Source organism: Candidatus Spechtbacterales bacterium (assembly GCA_040879145.1).
In the GTDB taxonomy this organism is placed as follows: domain Bacteria; phylum Patescibacteriota; class Minisyncoccia; order Spechtbacterales; family 2-12-FULL-38-22; genus JAWVZY01.
The window spans coordinates 15,818-37,651 of record JBBDKX010000006.1 but is presented as its reverse complement, the minus strand read 5'-3'; the positions used below and the strand labels follow the sequence as shown (position 1 = coordinate 37,651).

Below are 21,834 nucleotides of genomic sequence, written 5' to 3'. Positions count from 1 at the left end.
TTGTAACGCTTCGTAATTTTAAATATTATTTCGTGAGTAAACCAAACGACAATCTAATGCATAAAGTGGTCGCCTGGAGCAAAAGGCGTGGTTTTATATATCCGGGCTCCGATATTTACGGAGGACTTGCAAATTCGTGGGATTACGGACCATTAGGTGTTGAAATAAAACGCAACATCTGCAATGAATGGTGGAAGCGTTTTGTTCGCGACAGAGAGGATATGGTGGGTATGGACGGCGCTCTTATAATGAATCCTCGCGTGTGGGAGGCAAGCGGCCATGTTGAGGGCTTTAACGACCCTCTTGTGGAAGACAAAAAAACACATGAACGCTACCGCCTAGATCATCTTTTGGAGGATGCCGGTGTAAAAAACGCGGAGGCGATGAGTTTGCAGGAGATGTCTGAAAAAATAAAAGAACTTAAATTAAAAAGTCCAAAAGGAAATGAGCTTACAGAGCCCAAGATGTTTAACCTTATGTTTGAGACTTATTTAGGACCTGTTAAAAATGAAGAAAATAAAGTATATTTGCGGCCCGAAACGGCGCAGGCAATGTTTGTAAATTTTAAAAATATAATAAACACAACAAGGCAAAGAGTTCCTTTTGGCATAGCGCAAACAGGTAAAGCATTTCGCAACGAGATAACAACCGGTAATTTTATTTTTCGCCTCCGGGAGTTTGAGCAGATGGAAATTGAATATTTTGTAAAGGAGCAGGATTGGGAAAAACAATTTGAATACTGGTTAAAAGAGATGCACTTATGGCTTGAGCACTTGGGCATAAGTAAAGACAAGATACACGACTTAGAGGTTCCCAAAGAAGAGCTTGCCCACTATTCCAAAAGAACAGTAGATATTGAGTATGATTATCCTTTTGGTAAAAAAGAGCTTTATGGTCTTGCTTACCGTACAGATTTTGATCTTAAAAACCACATGGAGGCTTCAGGAGAGGATATTCGCTATACGGATACCGAGACAGGAGAAAAATATGTACCACATGTTATAGAGCCGACCTTTGGCGTGGATAGAACAATTTTGGCCGTCCTTCTTGAGGCGTATAACGAGGAAGAGGTAAATACTTCGACAAGGGCTTCGACTGAGCTCAGCCGAACGTCCTCAGCACAAGGTGGTGACATAAGAGTTGTTATGAAATTTCCAAAGTGGCTATCTCCCGTTAAGGTGGCTGTATTCCCACTTTTGAAAAAAGATGAAAAGCTTACAAAAAAAGCTCGGGAGATATTTGAGAATGTTAGAAATACTTATGCCGCGGAGTACGATGAGGGCGGCGCCATAGGAAAGCGCTATCGCCGCCATGACGAAATAGGAACACCTGTTTGCATTACTGTGGACCACGATACTCTTGAAGATGATACTGTAACTATGCGCGACAGAGATTCAATGGAACAAAAGCGGGTCAAAATAGAGGAGCTAAAAGATGAGCTGAGCAAAATTTTAAATAGTTAATCGTTTCGCCAATTCATATTTTAAGTACCGGATGTTCTTCGAGGGGTTGCATGGCGCAGCGTCTCTCTTGCTTATTTTTTATTTTTATGGTATTATCAGGCAAAATACAGGTTCTTTTCATGCTTGGTATGCACCTAAAGAGTGTTTAATGGTGCTTTTTAGGTGCATACCAAATAAAATATAGGAAAGGAGATTGCACGTGACTGCAGATGTTAAGTTTATGTCCCTCGGAGGGCTTGAAGAAATTGGAGCTTTGAACTGCCATTTGCTGTATTGGACAAATAAGTCCGGTATTACAAAGGGAGTCTTGCTGGACTGCGGGCAAAAGGTAGGAGATTTACCAGAAGAAGATGATGGCTTCAATGAGATAGAAGCCCCCGATTTTTCTGCCATACCCCAAGAGGTGGATGAGATTGTCGCGGTTTTTTTGAGCCACGGCCACTTGGACCACATTGGCGGTATAAATGAGTTTATTCGATTCTACAGAACCTCTGCTCGTTTTGCGAACAAAGGTATCCCCCCTATTTTGGTAAGCCCATATACTGGACGGCAGATACGCTCTAAGGAGTTTGTCTCCCTTAAGATTTATGACCCGCCACAGCTTGAGCTGGAGAATGCGGTCCATAATCCCGATAATCCAACTGATGATTATTCAGTTGAGGTTGAACCATGGAGCAAGGTTCAAAACGACGATGTCAGTTTTGAATTCTTTCCTGTTCTGCATAGCATTCCGGGCTCTCTGGGGTGCGCTGTACATATAAACGGCAAGAAGGTCGTTTATACAGGAGATTTCAAATTGCATGGTCTCAACGACCAGCAGACAGCGGAGTATACGAGAGTTTGGAGCAATCCAATTCTCGCCGATGCCGATTTGCTTCTCATTGATTCAACCTCCTGTGACAGGTCCGGAACAGGCGAGCCTGATGAAATACCTGTCGGGGAAATCTACAACGTGCTGGAGGGCCATCCAAACCAGCGTGTGTTTATAACAATGTTCAGCAGTCTTACAGATCGCTGGTCCGCCGTTATGGACAAGATGAAGCGTTTTAAGGCGCCTCGTCCGGTTGTACTACACGGTCGCTCTATGCTAAACAGCGTGGAACATGTTCTTGAAGTACCCCCGCTCAAATACGACCACAGCTTTGTCTTTGGTGGGTGGAAGAAGTACTCGTATCGGCGCAAATACAATGTTCCGGATAACGCCGTTATCTTTCTTACCGGTTCCCAGGGGGAGCCAAGAAGCGCGCTTCGCCGCCTTTTGGAAGATGAAGAAGGCATTATGGAAGATATCCATATAGGGCATGACGATGTTGTCCTGTTTGCTTCCCGGACCATTCCCGGCAACGAGGATGCGGTTAGCGCGATTCTTTCAGGGTTGCGTGAGACGGGTTGCACAATTTATTTTCCAACAGAGCACTGCGATACGAAGGAGTGCACGCATGATCCTGGTACTCACGAGTCCCGGTGGGTGCGCGAAGCAGCCGGTGATGAGAATATCCGCTTTGGACGTTTTCACGTTTCCGGTCATGCCTATCAGGATGACCTTATGGACTTTGTCCAAACGACACGTCCGCGAAGGATTCTTCCTGTGCATGCCGATATGCAAAGACGCGGTGTAATGGCAGATCTTCTGCCTGAACATGAAGTAATTGTGCCAAAAGAGCGCGAAGAAGTTGTTTTTTAGTTCGTTTTGCCCCTGTTACGCAGTAACGGGGGCACTTTTTTAGGTCAAGTTTTCAACGGCTCAAGCGGTTGGGCCGTTGAAAACTTGACCGCTTTATTAAATCGGTGTTTTATTGCTATACTATAAATAAGCTCGCAAAGCGAGCTTAGAACTCGCATTTCATGCTCGTTCAAGTATATAGTATATAGTATAGAGTATTCAGCAAGGCTAATTACAAAGCACCCCTGTATACTGAATACTGCATACCTTATACTTTTCGTGAGCGTTAGCGAATAAAGCTATGGATATTGACTATAAAACATTTAAATTAAAGAATGGTGTCAGAGTGCTCACTGTTCCGCTAAAAAGCACAGGTGCCGTAACGAGTCTTATTCTTGTAGGTACAGGCTCTCATTATGAAAAAGAAGAGGTTGCCGGTGTATCACATTTTTTAGAACACCTGTTCTTTAAAGGTTCTAAAAAATATCCAAACGCTAAAAAGATAAGTACAATATTAGATTCTATCGGCGCCAGCTATAATGCTTTTACGGCGGAAGAAATAACAGGGTTTTATGTGAAAACAGTAAAGAATAAAGCGGAACTCGCTCTGGATGTAATGAGCGACTATTTAAAAAACCCTCTTTTTAAAAACATTGAAATAGAGCGCGAGAGAGGAGTTATAATGGAAGAGTTGCACATGGATTATGATGTTCCACAGCGCCATGTTTATGATGTTTTTAAAGAGGCTTTATACGGGAACCAGCCGGCGGGGCGCGATGTCGGGGGAGACGAAAAAAGCGTTGGAAATATTAAACCCAAAGACATCAGAGAGTATTTTAAAAAGCAGTATCGCGGGGACAATATAGTAGCTGTATTTTCAGGAAACATAACCCACTCAGAAGGTAAAAAGCTTGCTGAAAAATTTTTGCGGGATTTGCCAAGCGGAAATTCTTTTGAAAAATATCCTGTTATTCCCCCGCAAATATCCGGACCAAAAGTCACTCTTAAACAAAGAAAGAGCGACCAAACTCACCTTGTACTCGGTTTTGATGGTGTAGATATGCGTGATGAGAGAAGATATGCTATTGATGTACTGTCTGTAATACTGGGGGGAGGAATGAGTTCACGTCTTTTTTCTGAAATAAGAGAAAGGCGCGGTCTGGCTTATTATGTGGGCGCTGGAGCAAGTGCCGGAACCGATTACGGATACTTTGCGGCAAGCGCCGGTGTAAATAATTCTAAGGTGGAAGATGCGACAACTGTACTAGTAAGAGAGCTAAAAAAGATAAAAAAGACCGCTGTTGACGCGGATGAACTGCGCAAAGCAAAGAGTCACATTGAAGGGTCTTTCATGTTAAACCTTGAAACATCAAACTCTGTCGCCTTTTACACGGGGGAGGAGGAGATATTGCTAAATGAAATTACAACCCCCAAAGAGTATCTTAGAAATATAAAAAACATAAAAGCCCGCGATGTAAAGAACATAGCAAACGATATTTTTAAAAAAGAATCCGCATGTTTTGCTCTTGTGGGACCTTATAAAGATAAGGATAAGATTAAGCAAATTTTAAATAAATTATAAAATCTGTTATGCCAAAAACCTCAAAAAACAATAATAATGTAATGATGCTGGACATATCTATGGCTATGATTTTTAAGATAAGCGCTGTTGTTTTAGGTGTAGCGTTGTTTTTTAGAATTTGGGAGATAATGGCAAGTCTTTTCTTTGCCATTGTGCTTGCTGCAGCGATAGAGCCGACTATTGAATGGCTGGAGAAACAGAAGATGTCTCGCCTTTTTATAGTTCCCATGTTCTATATCCTTGGTTTAAGTGCCTTTTTCCTGATGTTTTACATATTCTTACCCACACTGTTTAACGAGCTCTGGATTCTTTCACAGGATCTTCCCGAGCGCTACGGCACATTTTTGGGCGGTATTTTCCAGACAGCAACTTTCGGAGAGCTTGGCTTTTTGGCACCCGCCCTCGATGAGTTGTTACTTAACATGCAGGAGCGTGTCGCGGGGATTATACCCAATGTGTTTAGTTTTATATCAACTATTTTTGGAGGAATACTATCCTTTGTTCTTATAATCGTTTTTTCTTTCTATCTTTCCCTGCGAAGAAAAGATCTGGAAAAATCCCTGCTTGCTGTAACACCGGAAAAGTATAAGGATTCCGCAAAGCTCATTCTAAGGAGCACCCAAAGAAGGCTGGGAAGGTGGCTACAGGCGATGTTTGTTTTGGCAACATTTATTGGTGTTGTAACATTTTTGATACTCTCTTTACTTAAAGTTGAAATTGCACTAACTGTCGGCATACTCGCGGGCTTGTTGGAACTTATTCCCTACGTCGGGCCGTTTATCGCGGGCGGTATAATACTGGCAGCCGGCTCTACTGTATCCATGCCCGTCGGACTTATTGCTCTTTTGGCATACATATTACTGCAGCAAGTTGAAAATACAATTGTAGTCCCCGCCGTAATGAGCCGTGTAGTGGGATTTAACCCCCTCTTTATAATTATTTTTGTTCTTATAGGAGCGGAGCTCGCCGGTCTTTGGGGTATTCTTGTAGCAGTGCCTTTGGCTGCCGCTATCGCAGAGCTTGTACGCGGCATAACTGCCGCAAAAGCAAAAGCATAAGCTCGGGCTTTGCCCTCGCAGGGGTTAGGTTTTAGGTTCTAGGTTTTAGACTAATGCCTAATACCTAATACCTAATTTATGAACGAAGTGAATAAATTATACATAACCGCAACCCCAATAGGTAATCTGGAAGATATTACTTTACGAGCCCTCCGCATACTTAAGGAGGTTGATTTTATTTTATGCGAAGATACGCGTGTTACAAAAAAATTACTTAATAAGTACGACATAAAAACTCCAACCATAAGTTATCACCAGCATTCTTCAGAGGCTAAAATAAGCGAAGTGATAGCTCTTTTGAAAGAGGGAAAAAATTTATCGCTGGTAACAGATGCGGGAACCCCGGGAATATCAGATCCGGGAAACGAGCTTATAGAGAAGGTTTTTAAGGAGCTGGGAAGCGATGTAGATATTGTGGTAGTTCCAGGACCGAGCGCGGTTTCGGCAGCTGCCAGCATATCGGGCATGCCCATGAGCGAGTTTCTTTTTTTAGGATATCCGCCCAAAAAAAAGAAGAGGAAAAAATTTTTTGAAAAAGTTGTAAAATCTGAGGCCCCTATTATACTATACGAAAGTACGCACCGCATCCTCAAAACACTTGAAGAATTAAAAGAAATGTTTCATGTTTCAGGTTTCATGTTTCAGGTTATGGTTGCGCGAGAACTTACAAAAAAGTTTGAAAGCACATACCGAGGCAACATAGACGAGGTAATAAATAAGCTAAAAGATGATAAAGTAAAAGGGGAGTTTGTTATAATAATAAGAAAGCTCGGCTAAACGCCTCGTTTAAACCGCGGATCAGTACGGATTAAAAGCAGATCAATGCGGATAACTTCAGCATAGAATCTGCCAAAATCAGCATATATCAGCGGTATTTTGTGAACGAAGTGAACAAAACTATGAAATTCTACATTACTACCGCAATTGATTACGTTAACGCTCAGGCGCACATCGGGCACACTTTGGAAAAAGTACAGGCGGACGCCCTGGCAAGATACCATCGCCTCAAAGGGGACGATGTCTTCTTTTTAACAGGGACCGATGAACACGGGATAAAGATAGTGCGTTCGGCGGAAAAAGCCGGCAAAAGCGTCAGAGATTTTGTTGATATAAACGCGAAGGCTTTTCAGGATCTCTGGGGTAGTCTTAATATTTCAAATGATTATTTTATACGCACAACAAACAAAACCCGGCACTGGCCGGTGGTGCGTAAGGTCTGGGCGCAGCTTGTTGCCAATGACGATATATACAAAAAGGCGTATGAAGGTCTCTATTGCGCGGGGCATGAGGCGTTTGTCACAAATAAAGATCTAAATAAAGATGGTATTTGCGAAATGCATGGCGCTGCCCCCGAACTTATCAAAGAAGAGAACTACTTTTTTAAGCTCTCTAAATATACAAAACAGATAGAAAAAGCGATAAAAAGCGGGGAGTTTAAGATAGAACCAAAAACCCGGGAAAATGAAATTTTAAAACTCTTAGAGCGGGGGCTTGAAGATGTAAGTTTCTCACGCCCGCGCAAGACTCTGAAGTGGGGAATTCCTGTTCCTCGCGACAGTTCGCAGACAATATATGTTTGGGCGGACGCTCTTACTAACTATATTTCCGCGCTCGGATGGGGAACAAGTTCAAATGCTAAATTTAAAAAATACTGGCCGGCAGATGTGCATGTTGTGGGCAAGGATATTTTGCGCTTTCATGCCGCAATATGGCCGGGAATGCTTTTAAGCTTAGGACTCCCTTTACCTAAAAAACTTTTTGTGCACGGCTTTATAAATATTGACGGAATGAAGATATCTAAAAGTTTAGGAAATGTGGTAGACCCGCGCGATATTGTGAAAGAATACAGTTCGACAAGCTCACCACAAGCTGGCGCTGACGCTCTTCGTTGGTATCTTTTAGCCGAGATACCTCCGGCAAAAGACGGCGATTATTCTAAAGACAAATTTGAAGCTCGCTATAACGCCGACCTTGCCTTAGGACTTGGAAACCTTTTGGCGCGCATAGTAAGCTTGGGGGAAAAATATCTTGATAAGCCCCTTGCAAGCGAGCTTCCATCAACCGCCCAAAAAGAGCTGGACAGAAGGTGGAAGGCTTACGAAAAGTTTATGGACAACTTTAAATTTTCAGAAGCAATAAAAGAGGCACAAGCTCTTATAGGATACGCAGACAAACGCATAAACGACACTAAACTGTGGGTCTTAGCCAGAGAAGATGAAAAGAAATTTAAAGAGGTAATATCGGAGGTGGCAACCATTTTAGCAAACATATCTTCAATGCTTGCGCCTGTAATACCGCAAACCTCCGAAGAGATATTTAAACAGCTCGGCATTAAACACGAAAGCAAACGCGCGTGGCGCTTTGAAATGAAAAAGGGGGAGTCACTGTTTCCAAGGTTGGAGTAAGTGCTCCGCAAACTCGGAACTCGCGCTTCACGCTCGTTCAGGTATAGAGTATATAGTATACAGTATAGAGCAAAGCTTTTCACAAACACCCCTAAATACTGAATACTATATACTAAATACTTTTTTGTGAGCCTGCCTGCCGGCAGGCAGGCGTAGCGAATCCCGACGCTATCAAAATCTTTGATTTTGTTATAGCGTCGAGGATCCACGATACCGCAAGCGAATCAAAGATTCGGGCGGTATCGGTACAAAACCATGTTAATTGATACTCACGGTCACTTAAACTTTAACGCCTATAAAGACGACTTTGAAGAAACGCTTGAAAGAGCGCTTTCTTCGGATGTTTCGTTAATAATGCCCGGTTCTCAGTATTCAACATCTAAGCGCGCGGTTGAGTTTGCGGAAAAATTGAATAATCCCCGTGTGTGGGCGGCAGTCGGACTTCACCCAATACACTTGGAAGAGAGAAAGATAGATAAATTTGAGGCAGACGGACATGTAGAATATGAAACACATGCCGAAAAGTTTGATAGAAAAAAATATGAAGAACTCGCTCGTTCTAAAAAAGTTGTAGCCGTAGGCGAGGTTGGTCTGGATTATTGGTGGAGGCCAAAAACAAAAGAGGAGGGTTTAGCTTACGCGCAAAAACAACAGAAAACATTTTGTGCCCAGGCGGACATGGCTCTGGATTTAAACCTGCCCCTAATAATACACTGCCGTGTTGCCATGAAGGACATGTTAAATATTTTACGCGAACACCCGCACACAGAAGCAAGGGATGTTCCTGGGGTTATACATTCATACACAGGTAGTCCTAAGCAGCTTAAAAAATTTCTTTCACTGGGTTATTACATAGGTGTTAACGGTCTTGTCTTCACGCTTGGCTTAGTACAGGATGCGGTTAAAGCAGCGCCGCTGGACAGAATTCTTCTTGAAACAGACGCGCCATACTTAAGCCCTCCTTTGCCTCGCCGTAGCCTTGGCGAAGGCGGGCCAAACAAAACAGAAAGAAATGAGCCGGCTAATGTAAAATATGTCGCCCAAAAAATAGCAGAGCTCAAGGACATACCTTTTAAAGAAGTAGAAGCGCAGACAACCGAAAACGCTAAAAAAGTATTTGGAATAGATTTCAAATAAAAAAACGGGTCACTGTAGTGACCCGTTTTTTATAAAGTCCAATAAGTTTTCGGCAACTGTTTCATGTCCGAGAACTGTTGCCAGGTGTCCCTCGCCTTTAATTTGGAGTGTTCTTGCTGAAGGTACAATCTTCGCTATTCTTTCCATTGTATCTACGCCTCTGTGTTCGGGTTTTTCCCCGTCTACTACCATAAGAGGTATTTTGTATAGGGCAATGTTTTCAAGCTCCTTTCTTAAATCAAGCTCCATTATATCGCACGCGTAATCCATTACCGCTACGGCAGAAAGTTTTTTAATGCCTTCTATTAGTATACCCTCCATATCTTTGTTGAGTTCGCAGACTCTTCGCAGGGAGCCCAGGTCTGTTCCCGGGTTCAGTCCGCGTAGTATACGCAATACTTTCTCTTCCGGTAACCGTGTAAATGGCTTAAATCCGTTCAGCTTTAAAAGTTTGAGCAGATATCTGGGGGAGAGGGCGGGTCCGTGCAATACTCTGAGTAGTTTCCAGTCGCGCCCGTTTATGGGCGGTCCCTGCACAGAAAGGCTACGAATCTTATCAGGGTGTTTGGATGCAAACTTTATGGCGGTGGACCCTCCAAGGGATACACCGTAAACATGGGCGCTGCTTAGGCCTTTTGCTTCCATAAACCCGAGTAGTGCGTCAGCGGATATATCGGTAGAGAATTTTTGAAGATTTTTATCCGAGTCTCCGTGTCCGGGCAGGTCCAGTGTGAACACATCTAAACCGACTCCTTCCGCTTTCGCTTTTGTGATAAGCGAAGTTGCAAGGGTTCTGTCCAGAACGTTTCCACAAGAACCCAGTCCGTGAATCATTATTACTGTTTGTTTTTCATCGTCCTTACCCGTTTTTCTATGGGAAAATGCGACAAGGCACTCTTCGCCATTGGTGAGCTTTACCCCCACGCACCTTTTCATGCGAGTCTCCTGTTTTGTATGTGCTAAGCTATTTTAACCATATTTTATGCTAAAAATCCAGCAGTAACTTGAATTTAAGCCTTTACTTCATTAGAATAAAGAAGTGCTAAAAATTAGCACAAACATAAATGAAAAAATATAATCCTATAAAAATTGATCCCGCACCAGAAAAAATATACCGCTTCGCGGAAAATAAAAATATTTTTTTGGTGAAGGGACAGGAGAAAAATGAAGAGCTATAACCCGATTAAAATAGAGTCAAAATGGAGAAAGCGCTGGTTGGCAGAGAATCGCTGGCAAGTGGATATTAAAAATGCAAAAAATCCGTATTTTAATTTGATGATGTTTCCTTACCCTTCCGCTGAAGGCCTCCACATAGGCAACCTCTATGCTTTTACGGGCTCCGATATCCACGGCCGTTATATGCGTATGCGGGGGTACGATGTTTTTGAGCCAATAGGTTTTGACGCCTTTGGCATTCACTCCGAGAATTTTGCTATAAAAAAGGGCGTGCATCCCCGCGACCTTATACAAACAAGTACCGCAAACTTCCGCCGTCAATTAGAGAATGCGGGGCAAATGTATTCGTGGGATAATCTTGTAGACACAACAGACCCCGCTTACTACAGGTGGACACAGTGGCTTTTTTTACAGCTTTATAAGACGGGGCTTGCCTACCACAAAGAAGCGCCTGTGCAGTGGTGTCCGGGTTGTCAGACGGTGCTCGCAAACGAACAGGTGATACAGGGCAGGTGCGAAAGGTGTGATAGTGTTGTAGAAACACGCAAATTAAGACAGTGGTTTTTAAAAATTACAGATTACGCGGAGCGCCTTTTAGAAAATCTTGATAAAATTGACTGGTCCGAGCGCACACGAGCAGCGCAGAGAAACTGGATAGGAAAAAGTGAAGGCGCGCTTTTTAAATTTCCGCTATCAAATATTGAAGGGTCCACCTCGGCGAGCCTCGGGCGAGACGGGCAAGAAGATGGCAAACATTTTGTAGAAGTCTTCACCACCCGTCCCGACACTCTATATGGCGTGACATTTATAGTTGCATCGCCCGAGCTTGCGCATGAATGGCTTGATATGGGCTGGCAAACAACGGACGAAGTTAAAAAATATATTGATAAAGCAATTAAGGGACGCAGTTTACAGGCAGAAAATCAAAACACAGAAAAAGATGGGGTAGATTCAGGTGTTTTTGCTACAAATCCCGCAAGCGGGGAAAAGGTACCTGTTTGGATTTCAGATTATGTTTTGGCAGAATATGGAACAGGTGCCATTATGGCCGTACCCGCGCACGACGAGCGTGATTTTGAGTTTGCCGTAAAATATGGACTTCCAATACGCCCCGTAATTTTGCCCCCAGATAAAGAAACAGGCGAAGCAACAAAAGGCGCCTACACAGGCGAGGGTGTTTTAGTAAATTCAGGTAAATTTGACGACACCGAAAGCGAAAAAGCAAGAGAGAAAATAGCGGAAGAAGCAGGGGGGGAAATGCGTGTCCAATATCATTTGCGTGACTGGTTGATATCCCGCCAGAGGTACTGGGGACCACCCATTCCCATTATCTACTGCGCGGGCGAATGTTTAGAAAAAGCAAAGAAAAAGGGTGAAGAGGGAATTGATTGGACTATAATAAACGGCGAAGAGGTGGCAATTCATCCCGTGTCCGAGGAAAACTTGCCTGTAGAGTTACCTTATCTTGAAGACTTCCGCCCTAAAGGCACGGGTAAAGCGCCACTTGAGGCAGATAGTGCTTTTGTTGAGGTAGCTTGTCCTGAGTGTGGCGGAGCCGCAAGGCGCGAAACAGATGTAAGCGATACTTTTTTAGATTCTTCATGGTACTTTTTAAGGTATCCCTCTACAGATGTGCATGACAAACCCTTCGACAAGCTCAGGACGAGAACCTGGTTACCGGTTGATATGTACATAGGCGGGCAGGAGCACGCAGTTTTGCACTTAATGTACGCGCGCTTTATTACAATGTTTTTGCACGACCAAAAACTTATAGATTTTGAAGAGCCCTTTGATAAGTTTCGCGCCCATGGACTTTTAATAAAAGATGGAGCGAAGATATCAAAATCAAAAGGAAATGTAATAAACCCCGATAATCTTTTTGAGGCGTTTGGCGCAGATACAGTGCGCACTTATTTAATGTTTTTAAGCCCTCTTGAACAGGGGGGAGACTGGCGGGACGAGGGAATACGAGGAGTGCATAGGTTTTTGGGACGAGTCTTTGGTCTTGTTCAAGACAGTGAACAGAAAACAGTAAACAGTAAACAGTTGGAGCAGGCAAGGCATCAGATGATAAAAAAAGTGACAGAGGATATTGAGAGATTGCACTACAATACCGCCATCGCCGCCATGATGACCTTTGTAAACACGCTTTACGATAACGAGCACTCCGAAGAAGATATTAGGACTTTACTGGTATTGCTGGCTCCCTTCGCCCCGTATATTACAGAAGAATTATGGTCTCAACTATCTACTGATTCAAGTATTCACGACCAAAAATGGCCCGAGTTTGATGAGGAGTTGGCAAGGGAAGATACAATAACAATTCCGGTTCAGGTTAACGGGAAGGTTAAGGCGGAGTTGGAGGTGGAGAGAGGAACATCCAAAGACAAGCTTGAGAAGATGGCGTTGGAGAATGAGAAGGTTGCGGCGTTTTTGGAGGGGAGGGAACCCAAAAAAATTATTGCGATTCAAGATAAGATAGTGAATATAGTGGTTTAGCGCTCCGCCAAACCTTCCTTTTAAGTACCGCGGTTCAATTTTTCCAGCGAAAATTGCCCGCTGCCTCTCCTTCGGCAGTTTAATGCCCAAACCCGTTTGGGCATTAAAACCAAGCCTGCCTTCAGTCCGAGAGCTACTTAAAAGAAAGTTTGGCTCTGCTATGTTTAGTAAAAAGGAATTTCAAATTTGAAACCACAAGATGTGAAAATATCGACAAACAAACTTGTATGAAAAAAACACACCTAGACGAAGAACAATTGAAAAAAGACTACAATAAGTACAAAGATGAGTATAAAAATTTTCAAAAAGAAGTTTATACAATTATAAAACAAATCGAAAAAGAATCAGATAAATGGGGTATTCATTATATTAGGCAGAGACATAATGGTGGGTCAATCAAAAAACTTAAATCTATCTTAGAAAATAACAAAGGTAGAGATGACAAGCCTGATAAATACAAAGGACATAAGAAACTTACAGATTTAAAAGATATCGCTGGAGTGCGAGTTGCGTGCTACTGTAGAGATGATAGAGATAATCTTGCTTACTATTTGGAAGGACATTTGAAGACAAAAGGATATTTAAATGTTAAGGCCGAGGAAAAAGAGGAAGAATATAGAGCAATACATGTAGATCTTGCTAAAACAGTACAAGTGGGCAGGAAAAAGGAGAAAATATTTTGCGAAATACAAGTTAGAACTGTTATGGCCGATGCATGGGCCGTCCAAGATACAAAATTTTCATATAAAAAGTTAGGAGATGCAGACTCTGCAACCTTAAAAAAAGCAATAGCTGATATTTTAGATGGTTGCGAAAATCTGTGGGAGATGGTTAAAAGAAAATCACAAGATCAAAATAATAAAAAATAATTTCAAAAAAATATGCCTAGAGAATTATTACAAATAGAAAACTGGTTTACAGAGCTAAAAAGAGAATCCACAGAAAAATTAAATTCTTTAGATCTGGGGTTATTTATGGAGGTTCGTTCTCAACTTCTAAATCATGATTTTTATATTGAAAGCGGACAAGATATTAAGGATGCGGCTAGAGAATCAACCATTCGCACATTTGGCTGGCCCATCGCTTTGGTTATGGACAATGTGGATGAGTTTAGTCCCAAGGCTAGGAATTGGGGAATTAGAGCTGAAATTAGCATAACTGATAGAGATAGTAATTCTTATGATTTTTGGGCAATTAGAAAGGATGGCAGTTTTTTTATGCTGAAGAGCTTGTTTGAAGATCAAAGAGAAAAAGGCAAAACTCGTATTTTTTTTGACACTCGAATTATTAGAACAGCGGAAACACTAATGTATTTAAAAAATCTCTATAGAAATTTAGGGATTGCAGATGAGCAAGAAATTAGGATTGGTATTGGTTACAAAGGGTTTAAGGGTAGAATTCTAGGTGCTGCAGGTAATCGTTTAATTTTTGAAAATAGGACAAGTGAAGAAAATGAATTTTATGAGGAAATTGAAACAACACTTGAAGAATTAGAAAGCAGTTTACCGGAATTGGTAGACAGGTTTACTAGACCACTTTTTGGATTATTTGATTTTTTCGAAGTAGACTTTAAGATTGTAGAAGAAATAGTAAACAAATACAAAAAAGGAATTGTTTCCTAACTTAAAATTCACCACAAATAACTCCTGTAAAAGCGGGGTTTTGTGTTAAAGTGAAAATATATGGAGATAATAATACCTATAATTATTTTAGTTGTCCTATATTACTATTTTGTAATTGTAAAAAGAGGCAATATATCTTTTTGGAAAGATGCCGCAAAACATCCGGATTTTGTTTACGAGCAATTATCAAAAGATGATGCATGGGTAATTTATGATGGCACTAGTCACCCTAATAAGAAAGATTTTGTTGGTCCATTTCGTTTATATGTACCAAGTTTGCAAAAAAGTGTGAAATTTTATGGCAAAGAAGGTCAATATGAAGAAAGCGAGGAAAGAATACAAAAACAACTTAGAGATAAATAACCTATGTTAAGTTGGAGATATTAAGGATATGAGCATAAAATATAAAGAAAATTGGCTTAAATTTACTGGTATGCTGGTTGTAAGTATAATAATTTGGTATATCTTAATAGCCTTAGTTGCGAGTCAGGGCGCTTCGCCAGATAGCAGGCAAGAAGCAATAGTTGGTAGTATATATTATTATCTGTTTCCTTTTTTGATTGTGTTTTTACCATCTATGGTTATTGCTTTTAAATCCACAAAAGCCGCCTTTATCACCTCCACTCTTATAAGCATTGCTCTTCTGGCTGGCTTTTCTGGTCTTGCCTTGGTTGCCAATCTTATCCCAGCTATTATTATGATTAGCTATATAAAGAAAAATTACAAAGAAATAAAATAAAAATATGAAATTTCTAGAAAAAAAGAAAATAAAAAATGCTTTTAAAGAATACAAAAGATTGAAGGCTAAGTTTCCTCATTTGAGCGAGAGGGAATTAGGAGAACAGGTATTCGTCGCAAGATTATTGAGAACACAAAAGAGTAAATTCAAAATTCGATCTTACCAAGATGCTGCTGATATAGCAAAGAAATTACTTCCCGAAGATTTGCAAACAATTGAGGATATTATTATTTTTATTTTGATGCGAGAAAAACGCGGCTATGGGGAGAAAAGTTTGTCAAAAATCATGAAGAGCTCCGATGAGGCCAGCAAGAATCGCAAAGAACTTAGAGAGAGAGAGTCGAAGAGATTAAAAAAGAAGTAATTTAATAAAGTTTAAAAATATGGGGAAATTAATTAAATTAAAGCCTGAATTTATAAAACCCTCACAAGATTTTTTAAAAGAGGGGACGATCAAATTTATTTTAAGTTGTTATAAGGAAGGAAAACTGGACGCACTGCCTCCTGCACCGATCGTAAGAAAACAACCTGGTAAACCTGATACATATATTGCTATTGACGGACACAATCTTCTCGCGGTTTGTGAGTTTTTTGGAAAAGAATGCGAAGTTTATTTGGCTGCCTCGGCGGATGATTTCCTTCCCAACTCTGAGAACAAAGAGTCAATTTCACAGAGGAATAAAGATCTGGTTGATAAATATGAAAGCAGTATAGAGGAAGCTCAAAAGATCAACCTTTCATTTAAGGAATTGGTGGATAAATATATTACTAAAGAATAAACAATAAACAATAAACTTATGAAAACCATTTTAGTGGACGCGGTAAATACTTTTATAATAAAAGGCGGGGAGATTTTTGAAGAAATGCATGAGCTGCTTGAAGGTTTTGAGAACAGAAAAATAATTTTAACTAATGCAGATGACGGGCAAATGCAAAAATTTGGCTTAGATAAAGTGCCTTACGAAGTATTTACGCTTAAGCACGATCCTGACAAACCCGACCCTCAGTATTACAAAACAATGCTTGAGCACTTTAATTTAAGCGCTGCGGATGTTGTATATTTTGAGCACAACAGAGATGCGGTAGAGAGCGCCTGCTCGGTTGGTATTAAAACACATTACTATGATCCGGAGAAAAAAGATCTCAAGGCCTTAGAAAGTTTTTTGCGTGAGAACTTATAAATATACATAAAAAATATGAAAGTAGTTTTAATACACGGGAAAAACAAAAACCCCGCCTTTATGGGGTTTTTGGTATAATGGAGGTATGGAAAATTTTGAAAAAAATGAGGCGGAAAAATCGGAAAGCAATGAGCGTGAAGTGCCGTTTTTTAAGCAGACAACGCCTTTGAATTGCGGTCCCTCTGTTTTACGCATGGCAGTTGCATATTTTGACAAAGATCTGGGCATAGATGTTTTTGAAAAGGCGACAGGAACAAAGGAAGGCAAATCACTTTCAACCATTCAGATAGCAATAGCCGCGGCCTCTTTGGGGTATGGGGTTGATTTTTATTCAACTCACCCTGTTTTTAATCCAGAGAATGAGGAACTTGATTATTACCAAAAGTACAGCGATTCTGACAGAGGAAGTTCGGAAGAACGCCTGGAACGAGCAAAAGAAAATAATGTGAGCGTGCATGAACAAAGCTTGGAACTTGATGAATTGCTCGGTTTTTTAGGTGACAACAGTATTCCCATAGTTCTTTTGAACTGGAGTATTGTAAAAGGCGAAGATGCGGGATATCAGGGGCATTTTGTGCCTGTTGTAGATTACGACGAAAATAACGTTTACATACACAACTCCGGCTTTTTGGATGGTTCTGCAAACATGCCAATTAAAAGAGAGGTTTTTGATAAAGCAAGAAAGTCAAAAGGTACAGATGAGGATGTTGTGGTTGTGTTTAAAAAGAAGTAAAACCCGAAGGTTTTGTTTTCCTAAATTTTATGATATCCTTTCTTTAGCTCTTAAAAGGAGGAATAAGTGTTGGATATCTCAAAACTTAGCAAAGAAGATTTGCGTTTGTTGCGTGAGGCCTGCAGGGCCATGGCATGGACCAGATGGGGAGCTAAGATGAAGCGCCACCCCCAGAACAAGCGCTACGAAGAGTTGATGTGTCTAATTGATAAAGAGCTTGGTGGAGACGTTGAATATCGGGATATGATAGAAGAAACAAATAAGTGATTCCCAAACCCCGCACTAGCGGGGTTTTTGCTTGAAATTTTTTAAATCTTGCGCTATATTATAACCAGTTCATTAAACAGGAAGGAGGAAGTATGGACGCTTTTTTAGATAGTGCTGTTGAGTTAATTATTGTTTTGGCTGTATTAGCATTGTTTATTAGCATTTTTTGGAGCATGTTTTTTGGGGGCTCCAGATTGGATAAAGCCGTAAAAGGCTGGTTTGAAAATAAAGTTGAGGAAAGAGAGTTGAAAAATAAAGAAAAAAGAATTGAACTTGAGGAGAGAAAAAAGAATCTTGAACAATAACACTCAAGCCCCGCGTATAACAGCGGGGTTTTAATTTATCCCCACCTTACACATAACATTCCAACATTCTCAAGAATGTTGGAATGTTACCGGTTGCACAGATTTTCTTTTGTGATACTATGTTTTTAGCTCTTAAAAGGAGGGAAGGATGAAGCAAATAAAAGGTGGATTTGATACAAAAGTATTCGGCACCAGGTTTTTATTTGTTTCAAAAACAACTCTTATATCAAAAAAGGGAAACAAGGTAGCAGTCTTTTCTTTGCACATAACTCCGTTTTTGGCCATAGGCATAACGCTAAATAACAAAAACAAGTGATTCCTAAACCCCGTATAAAAACGGGGTTTTTGCTTGCAATTTTTTGGTTTTTAATATATTTTGGCAATAGTTCGTTAAAGGAGGTTGAGATTGGTAAAGTTTTATCATTTTACACCCAAAGAGAATGTTGGAGAAATATTAGAAAAAGGATTGCATCCGGGATCAAAGATAGGAAAGCGGAATACTTGGTTGGGGGTTCAAGGTGATCCCGAGTATATTTATTTGTTCCACTACAGACAAGCTGAATTTTTGGCGTTGGCAGCTCTTATAGAGTTGAATCCTGAGATAACTTCTCATAGCACAGCATTGTTTGAGGTTAGTATTCTTGATGCATCTAAAGTTGAAAGAGATTATGACAGCTTGTTACATGTTTTTTTGGATGAGAGATTAAGCTTGAAAGAACAGGAAGAAAAAATAGCCGGTCTCGCAGATGCACGGTTCGGTCTTACAATAGTCGACTTTAGTGAAAAAGGCATATGTAACGCAATTGATTCTTTGGCTGAAGAACAGTGGATAGAATGTGCCGGAACGTATAGGACAAAAAATAATTTAGATGATGTGGTTCTTGTTCGGTGGCAAGATCTTTTATCTGCAGATAAATTGAAAGCTGTTTCTGATATGGACACTAATATCTCACAAGGTGAAAAAATAAAAAAAATTAACGAACTTTTAACATAGTTTAATTCCTAAACCCCGCAAAAGCGGGGTTTTAATTTATCCCCACCTTACACATAACATTCCAACATTCTCAAGAATGTTGGAATGTTACCGGTTGCACAGATTTTCTTTTGTGATACTATGTTTTTAGCTCTTAAAAGGAGGGAAGGATGAAGCAAAAAACTCAAAAGAAAGTTGAGTATATAATTGAGGTCTTAGTTCCCGTTTGCTATGATGATGGTTCCGAGTGGCACAATACCTATTACATGATAGAGCATAAAAAGATGGATGTGAAAACCGATGAGGATGCTCAAGTAGATTTTGTTATAAACTCTACTTTTTACGAAAAAGAGAGTTGTCGCCACGGACGGATAAGTAATCCGCAAAGAATATTTAAAAATGTTTACGAAAAAACAGAAGATGGATTTGAACGCAGTCAAAAAATTGAAGTTTCAGTTCCAAGGTCTGAAAAGTGTCCTTGCGGAAAAATATTTTGGCCGATAATAGCCGAAAAAGCGTGTCATAAAAGTTTACATGCATAATCCTCTTGCAAAATAGCACCCATGGTGCTATTTTTACTTTAGCTCTTAAAAGGAGGAAAGATGAATATTAATCTTTTTCAAATCAGAAGAGCAATATTGAAATCTTTAAACGAAGCAGATGAACAAGGTTTAACTCGTCGGCAGATAGAAAATGATGTGCTGGATCACTTTAATGTAAGATGGCATGATTTATTTTCAGCGGGCGCGGACTCCCATGTGGTGGGTCGCCATGCTGTACTCGAATCAATAGTTGAGCCGATGATAGAATACTTGAACTGGGTTGAACTTGTTTCGGGTGATTCCAGAAAAATCCGCATTACTGCTGATGGTAAAAAAGCATTGTCAGATAAAACCGCTTGAAACACAGCGGTTTTTTTATGTTAAAATAAATGTATGTTTAATTTTGAAGGATACAACAATCAAGATAATTCTTCTTTAGAGAAAAAAGAGGAACGCCTAAAGACCCTTGAACACCTGGCTGTGCAGGCTGGTTTTGAGGAAACTCCTGAAATGAGGGAATTGGAGCAGGAAATCACCGAAGTTCCGGGAGAAAAATACGAAGCATGGCGCGAGTTTGCAGAAGATCAGGTTGAAGCAAGCCCCGATTATATAAGAGCGCAAATAGCTTTGCTTATAGCCGAAACCGCTATTTATTTAAGAATAGGAAATGACGCCGCATTCAGCGACCATTTAAATGATGCAATTGAATATGCGAATTCAGTAGGCTTTGAAGATATGGTCAAATCTCTTGAGCAACTTTAGTTTCCCACGAAATTCCCAACCCCGCTACGCGGGGTTTTTTATTTACCCCACACCTTACACACAACATTCTAATATTCTTGAGAATGTTGGAATGTTACCAGTTGCATAGGTTTTCCTTTGTGATACTATGTTTTTAGCTCTTAAAAGGAGGAGAAAGTGCCGGAAGTTGTATTGATACTGCTTGGTTATTTAATGTTTCAGCTTATCGCCTCGATTTTTATGCACGTTGTATTTCTTTCCCAGGAGAAGTTGCCCAACCCCCCCCATTGGATATGTGGCTTTCTACTGCTTCTTATTTTGTTCTTCCCAATAATAGCAGTTAGCTTTTTCAGGATTTGGCTGCATGATCGCAAAAACAAAACCCTTTAATTTTTAACCCTGCTTTTTAGCAGGGTTTTTGTGTTAGAATAATAAGTATGAAAAACCATGAAAAATTTAATTCCGAAGAAAGCCCGCAGGAATTTATAGAGTCTTTAAGAGAAACACCTGCCGGAAAATATATGGAAGGAGAGCCCATGCCCGACGCCGAAACCCTAAAAGAAAAAGCGCCCACAACAAACTCTGACATAGAAAAAGAGATGAGCGGTGAGATGTGCAGGGTGGCATGGGAAAACAGGCTTAATGGAAACAGTGGACATAGCGAATACATGCCGCGTGAAAAAGCGGAAAAGTGGCTTCAGATGGTAAGGGAAAAATATCCTGATGAAGAATTTTGGCGGCACTGGATAGAAACCGAGAAAGAAGATTCAAATCAGAAAAAATAAATATTTAAATTATTTTGTTTCAAACTCCGGCTTGCACCGGAGTTTTTATTTGAAAGATGAATTATTTATTGGTATTCTTATTTTAGTTCATAGACAAGGAGGTGCGCCTTCAATAGCAAAAAATACTTGAATATTAGCCTTGTTCTTTTTGGAACGGAGAAAGTGGCGTGGTACATAAGCAAGGAAGAGATAGAAAAGGTTGTAGGGTTTTATCTTAAAAAACATAGCTCGCGTTTTTTAAGACATGGTATAGATTCATTTACTCTGAACGTTACCTTTGCTCCTTTTAGGGAATTAAACCCCGGAAATTTTATTCAAGCGTTTCGCTTTTCTATAATGGGTGACCACATCACATACTACGACAAGAGAGTCACTTTTCTCAGAGTTATGTCCAACAAAAAAGGAATTCTGTTTTTTAGCAGAAAAAGATCCAGAAAGCGTTTGTTGAGAATATTGGCACATGAACTTGACCACCTTTTGTGGGCGTATGAAAATGAAGGCCGTTTTGATCATTCAAAAATATATTTAAAACGCCCTCATGAAAAGAGGGCGCGCAGAAATGGAAGATACTGGGCTTTTAGGTTCAGAAGGTTGTTGGGAGACAAATAAATTGTCCACATTTCAAAACAGATGCGAGTTTTACTTTTTTAATAAATATGTTATAATCTCGTCAGCAGAAAGGAGGGTAAATGAGCGAGACCAGAATGTTGGGCAAGAAGCATAAGCCCTTTTGTGGCGATCACTGCTGTCCGTACCGGCAGGGTACAGGAAGGCGCAACAAGCGCATTCTTAAGAGGCAGAACAAGGCAAAGGAGCAACGAGTCTGGATGCGGGAGGCACTGGAACTCATCAACTGAACTTTAAAACACCTATGCTAAAAATAGGCGACTAACCCCACGTTACGGGGTTTTTTATTTATCCCCACACCCCGGCTGGATGGTGTGGCGGACTTGTAATTATTTT

The 21,834-nt window shown here is 40.6% G+C and carries 27 protein-coding genes; 26 read left to right on the top strand and 1 reads right to left on the bottom strand.

Annotation, left to right across the window (positions count from 1 at the left end; genetic code table 11):
- Positions 1-32: 32 nt before the first annotated feature.
- The 7 genes from WDZ40_00925 (at position 33) to WDZ40_00895 (ending at position 9,308) form a co-directional block, all read left to right on the top strand.
- Positions 33-1,463: a glycine--tRNA ligase gene (locus WDZ40_00925; GenBank protein ID MEX0877409.1), complete on the top strand. Its 1,431-nt coding sequence runs from the start codon at positions 33-35 to the stop codon at positions 1,461-1,463.
- A 220-nt stretch (positions 1,464-1,683) separates the two neighbouring features.
- Positions 1,684-3,147 (top strand): ribonuclease J, encoded by a 1,464-nt coding sequence (locus WDZ40_00920; protein ID MEX0877408.1) that lies wholly within the window; start codon positions 1,684-1,686, stop codon positions 3,145-3,147.
- A 280-nt stretch (positions 3,148-3,427) separates the two neighbouring features.
- Positions 3,428-4,708 carry a pitrilysin family protein gene (locus WDZ40_00915; protein MEX0877407.1) on the top strand — a complete coding sequence of 427 codons (1,281 nt, stop codon included), beginning with the start codon at positions 3,428-3,430 and terminating at the stop codon, positions 4,706-4,708.
- 8 nt (positions 4,709-4,716) lie between these two features.
- The gene (locus WDZ40_00910; GenBank protein MEX0877406.1) at positions 4,717-5,766 is read left to right on the top strand and encodes an AI-2E family transporter; all 1,050 of its coding nucleotides are present in this window, start codon (positions 4,717-4,719) and stop codon (positions 5,764-5,766) included.
- Between the two features lie 78 nt (positions 5,767-5,844).
- Positions 5,845-6,543, top strand: a complete 699-nt coding sequence (rsmI, locus tag WDZ40_00905; GenBank protein ID MEX0877405.1) for a 16S rRNA (cytidine(1402)-2'-O)-methyltransferase — start codon at positions 5,845-5,847, stop codon at positions 6,541-6,543.
- Positions 6,544-6,584: 41 nt separating this feature from the next.
- Positions 6,585-8,171: a methionine--tRNA ligase gene (gene metG, locus WDZ40_00900; protein ID MEX0877404.1), complete on the top strand. Its 1,587-nt coding sequence runs from the start codon at positions 6,585-6,587 to the stop codon at positions 8,169-8,171.
- 255 nt (positions 8,172-8,426) lie between these two features.
- Entirely contained in the window at positions 8,427-9,308 is an 882-nt protein-coding gene (locus WDZ40_00895) for a TatD family hydrolase (GenBank protein ID MEX0877403.1), read from the top strand.
- A gap of 9 nt (positions 9,309-9,317) precedes the next feature.
- On the opposite strand, the gene WDZ40_00890 is transcribed toward WDZ40_00895, so the two are convergent.
- Positions 9,318-10,244 carry an alpha/beta hydrolase gene (locus WDZ40_00890; protein MEX0877402.1) on the bottom strand — a complete coding sequence of 309 codons (927 nt, stop codon included), beginning with the start codon at positions 10,242-10,244 and terminating at the stop codon, positions 9,318-9,320.
- 228 nt (positions 10,245-10,472) lie between these two features.
- Here WDZ40_00890 and WDZ40_00885 point away from each other — a divergent pair, with 228 nt between their 5' ends.
- The 19 genes from WDZ40_00885 to WDZ40_00795 all read left to right on the top strand — a co-directional run bounded on the left by WDZ40_00885 (position 10,473) and on the right by WDZ40_00795 (position 21,480).
- The gene (locus tag WDZ40_00885) at positions 10,473-12,983 is read left to right on the top strand and encodes a class I tRNA ligase family protein (GenBank protein ID MEX0877401.1); all 2,511 of its coding nucleotides are present in this window, start codon (positions 10,473-10,475) and stop codon (positions 12,981-12,983) included.
- Positions 12,984-13,210: 227 nt separating this feature from the next.
- A complete protein-coding gene (locus tag WDZ40_00880) occupies positions 13,211-13,852 on the top strand; it encodes a RelA/SpoT domain-containing protein (GenBank protein ID MEX0877400.1) in 642 nt (213 codons plus the stop codon).
- Positions 13,853-13,864: 12 nt separating this feature from the next.
- Positions 13,865-14,605, top strand: a complete 741-nt coding sequence (locus tag WDZ40_00875; GenBank protein MEX0877399.1) for a hypothetical protein — start codon at positions 13,865-13,867, stop codon at positions 14,603-14,605.
- Between the two features lie 60 nt (positions 14,606-14,665).
- A complete protein-coding gene (locus WDZ40_00870; protein MEX0877398.1) occupies positions 14,666-14,968 on the top strand; it encodes a hypothetical protein in 303 nt (100 codons plus the stop codon).
- A gap of 28 nt (positions 14,969-14,996) precedes the next feature.
- Complete coding sequence (locus tag WDZ40_00865) at positions 14,997-15,344, top strand: hypothetical protein (GenBank protein ID MEX0877397.1); 348 nt, start codon at positions 14,997-14,999, stop codon at positions 15,342-15,344.
- Positions 15,345-15,348: 4 nt separating this feature from the next.
- Positions 15,349-15,708: a hypothetical protein gene (locus WDZ40_00860; protein MEX0877396.1), complete on the top strand. Its 360-nt coding sequence runs from the start codon at positions 15,349-15,351 to the stop codon at positions 15,706-15,708.
- 19 nt (positions 15,709-15,727) lie between these two features.
- Positions 15,728-16,123: a hypothetical protein gene (locus WDZ40_00855; protein ID MEX0877395.1), complete on the top strand. Its 396-nt coding sequence runs from the start codon at positions 15,728-15,730 to the stop codon at positions 16,121-16,123.
- Positions 16,124-16,141: 18 nt separating this feature from the next.
- A complete protein-coding gene (locus WDZ40_00850) occupies positions 16,142-16,525 on the top strand; it encodes a hypothetical protein (GenBank protein ID MEX0877394.1) in 384 nt (127 codons plus the stop codon).
- Positions 16,526-16,610: 85 nt separating this feature from the next.
- Positions 16,611-17,258, top strand: a complete 648-nt coding sequence (locus WDZ40_00845; GenBank protein MEX0877393.1) for a peptidase C39 family protein — start codon at positions 16,611-16,613, stop codon at positions 17,256-17,258.
- Between the two features lie 66 nt (positions 17,259-17,324).
- Positions 17,325-17,525 carry a hypothetical protein gene (locus WDZ40_00840; GenBank protein MEX0877392.1) on the top strand — a complete coding sequence of 67 codons (201 nt, stop codon included), beginning with the start codon at positions 17,325-17,327 and terminating at the stop codon, positions 17,523-17,525.
- Positions 17,526-17,617: 92 nt separating this feature from the next.
- Complete coding sequence (locus WDZ40_00835) at positions 17,618-17,830, top strand: hypothetical protein (GenBank protein ID MEX0877391.1); 213 nt, start codon at positions 17,618-17,620, stop codon at positions 17,828-17,830.
- A gap of 148 nt (positions 17,831-17,978) precedes the next feature.
- Complete coding sequence (locus WDZ40_00830; protein ID MEX0877390.1) at positions 17,979-18,146, top strand: hypothetical protein; 168 nt, start codon at positions 17,979-17,981, stop codon at positions 18,144-18,146.
- A 90-nt stretch (positions 18,147-18,236) separates the two neighbouring features.
- Positions 18,237-18,824 carry a hypothetical protein gene (locus WDZ40_00825; GenBank protein ID MEX0877389.1) on the top strand — a complete coding sequence of 196 codons (588 nt, stop codon included), beginning with the start codon at positions 18,237-18,239 and terminating at the stop codon, positions 18,822-18,824.
- A 149-nt stretch (positions 18,825-18,973) separates the two neighbouring features.
- Positions 18,974-19,345: a hypothetical protein gene (locus WDZ40_00820; protein MEX0877388.1), complete on the top strand. Its 372-nt coding sequence runs from the start codon at positions 18,974-18,976 to the stop codon at positions 19,343-19,345.
- Positions 19,346-19,405: 60 nt separating this feature from the next.
- Positions 19,406-19,705 carry a hypothetical protein gene (locus tag WDZ40_00815; GenBank protein ID MEX0877387.1) on the top strand — a complete coding sequence of 100 codons (300 nt, stop codon included), beginning with the start codon at positions 19,406-19,408 and terminating at the stop codon, positions 19,703-19,705.
- 33 nt (positions 19,706-19,738) lie between these two features.
- On the top strand, positions 19,739-20,107 hold the full coding sequence (locus tag WDZ40_00810) for a hypothetical protein (protein ID MEX0877386.1): 369 nt from the start codon (positions 19,739-19,741) through the stop codon (positions 20,105-20,107).
- A 156-nt stretch (positions 20,108-20,263) separates the two neighbouring features.
- Positions 20,264-20,476: a hypothetical protein gene (locus WDZ40_00805; protein MEX0877385.1), complete on the top strand. Its 213-nt coding sequence runs from the start codon at positions 20,264-20,266 to the stop codon at positions 20,474-20,476.
- Between the two features lie 47 nt (positions 20,477-20,523).
- The gene (locus WDZ40_00800) at positions 20,524-20,871 is read left to right on the top strand and encodes a hypothetical protein (protein ID MEX0877384.1); all 348 of its coding nucleotides are present in this window, start codon (positions 20,524-20,526) and stop codon (positions 20,869-20,871) included.
- A 126-nt stretch (positions 20,872-20,997) separates the two neighbouring features.
- Complete coding sequence (locus tag WDZ40_00795; GenBank protein ID MEX0877383.1) at positions 20,998-21,480, top strand: hypothetical protein; 483 nt, start codon at positions 20,998-21,000, stop codon at positions 21,478-21,480.
- Positions 21,481-21,834: the final 354 nt, after the last annotated feature.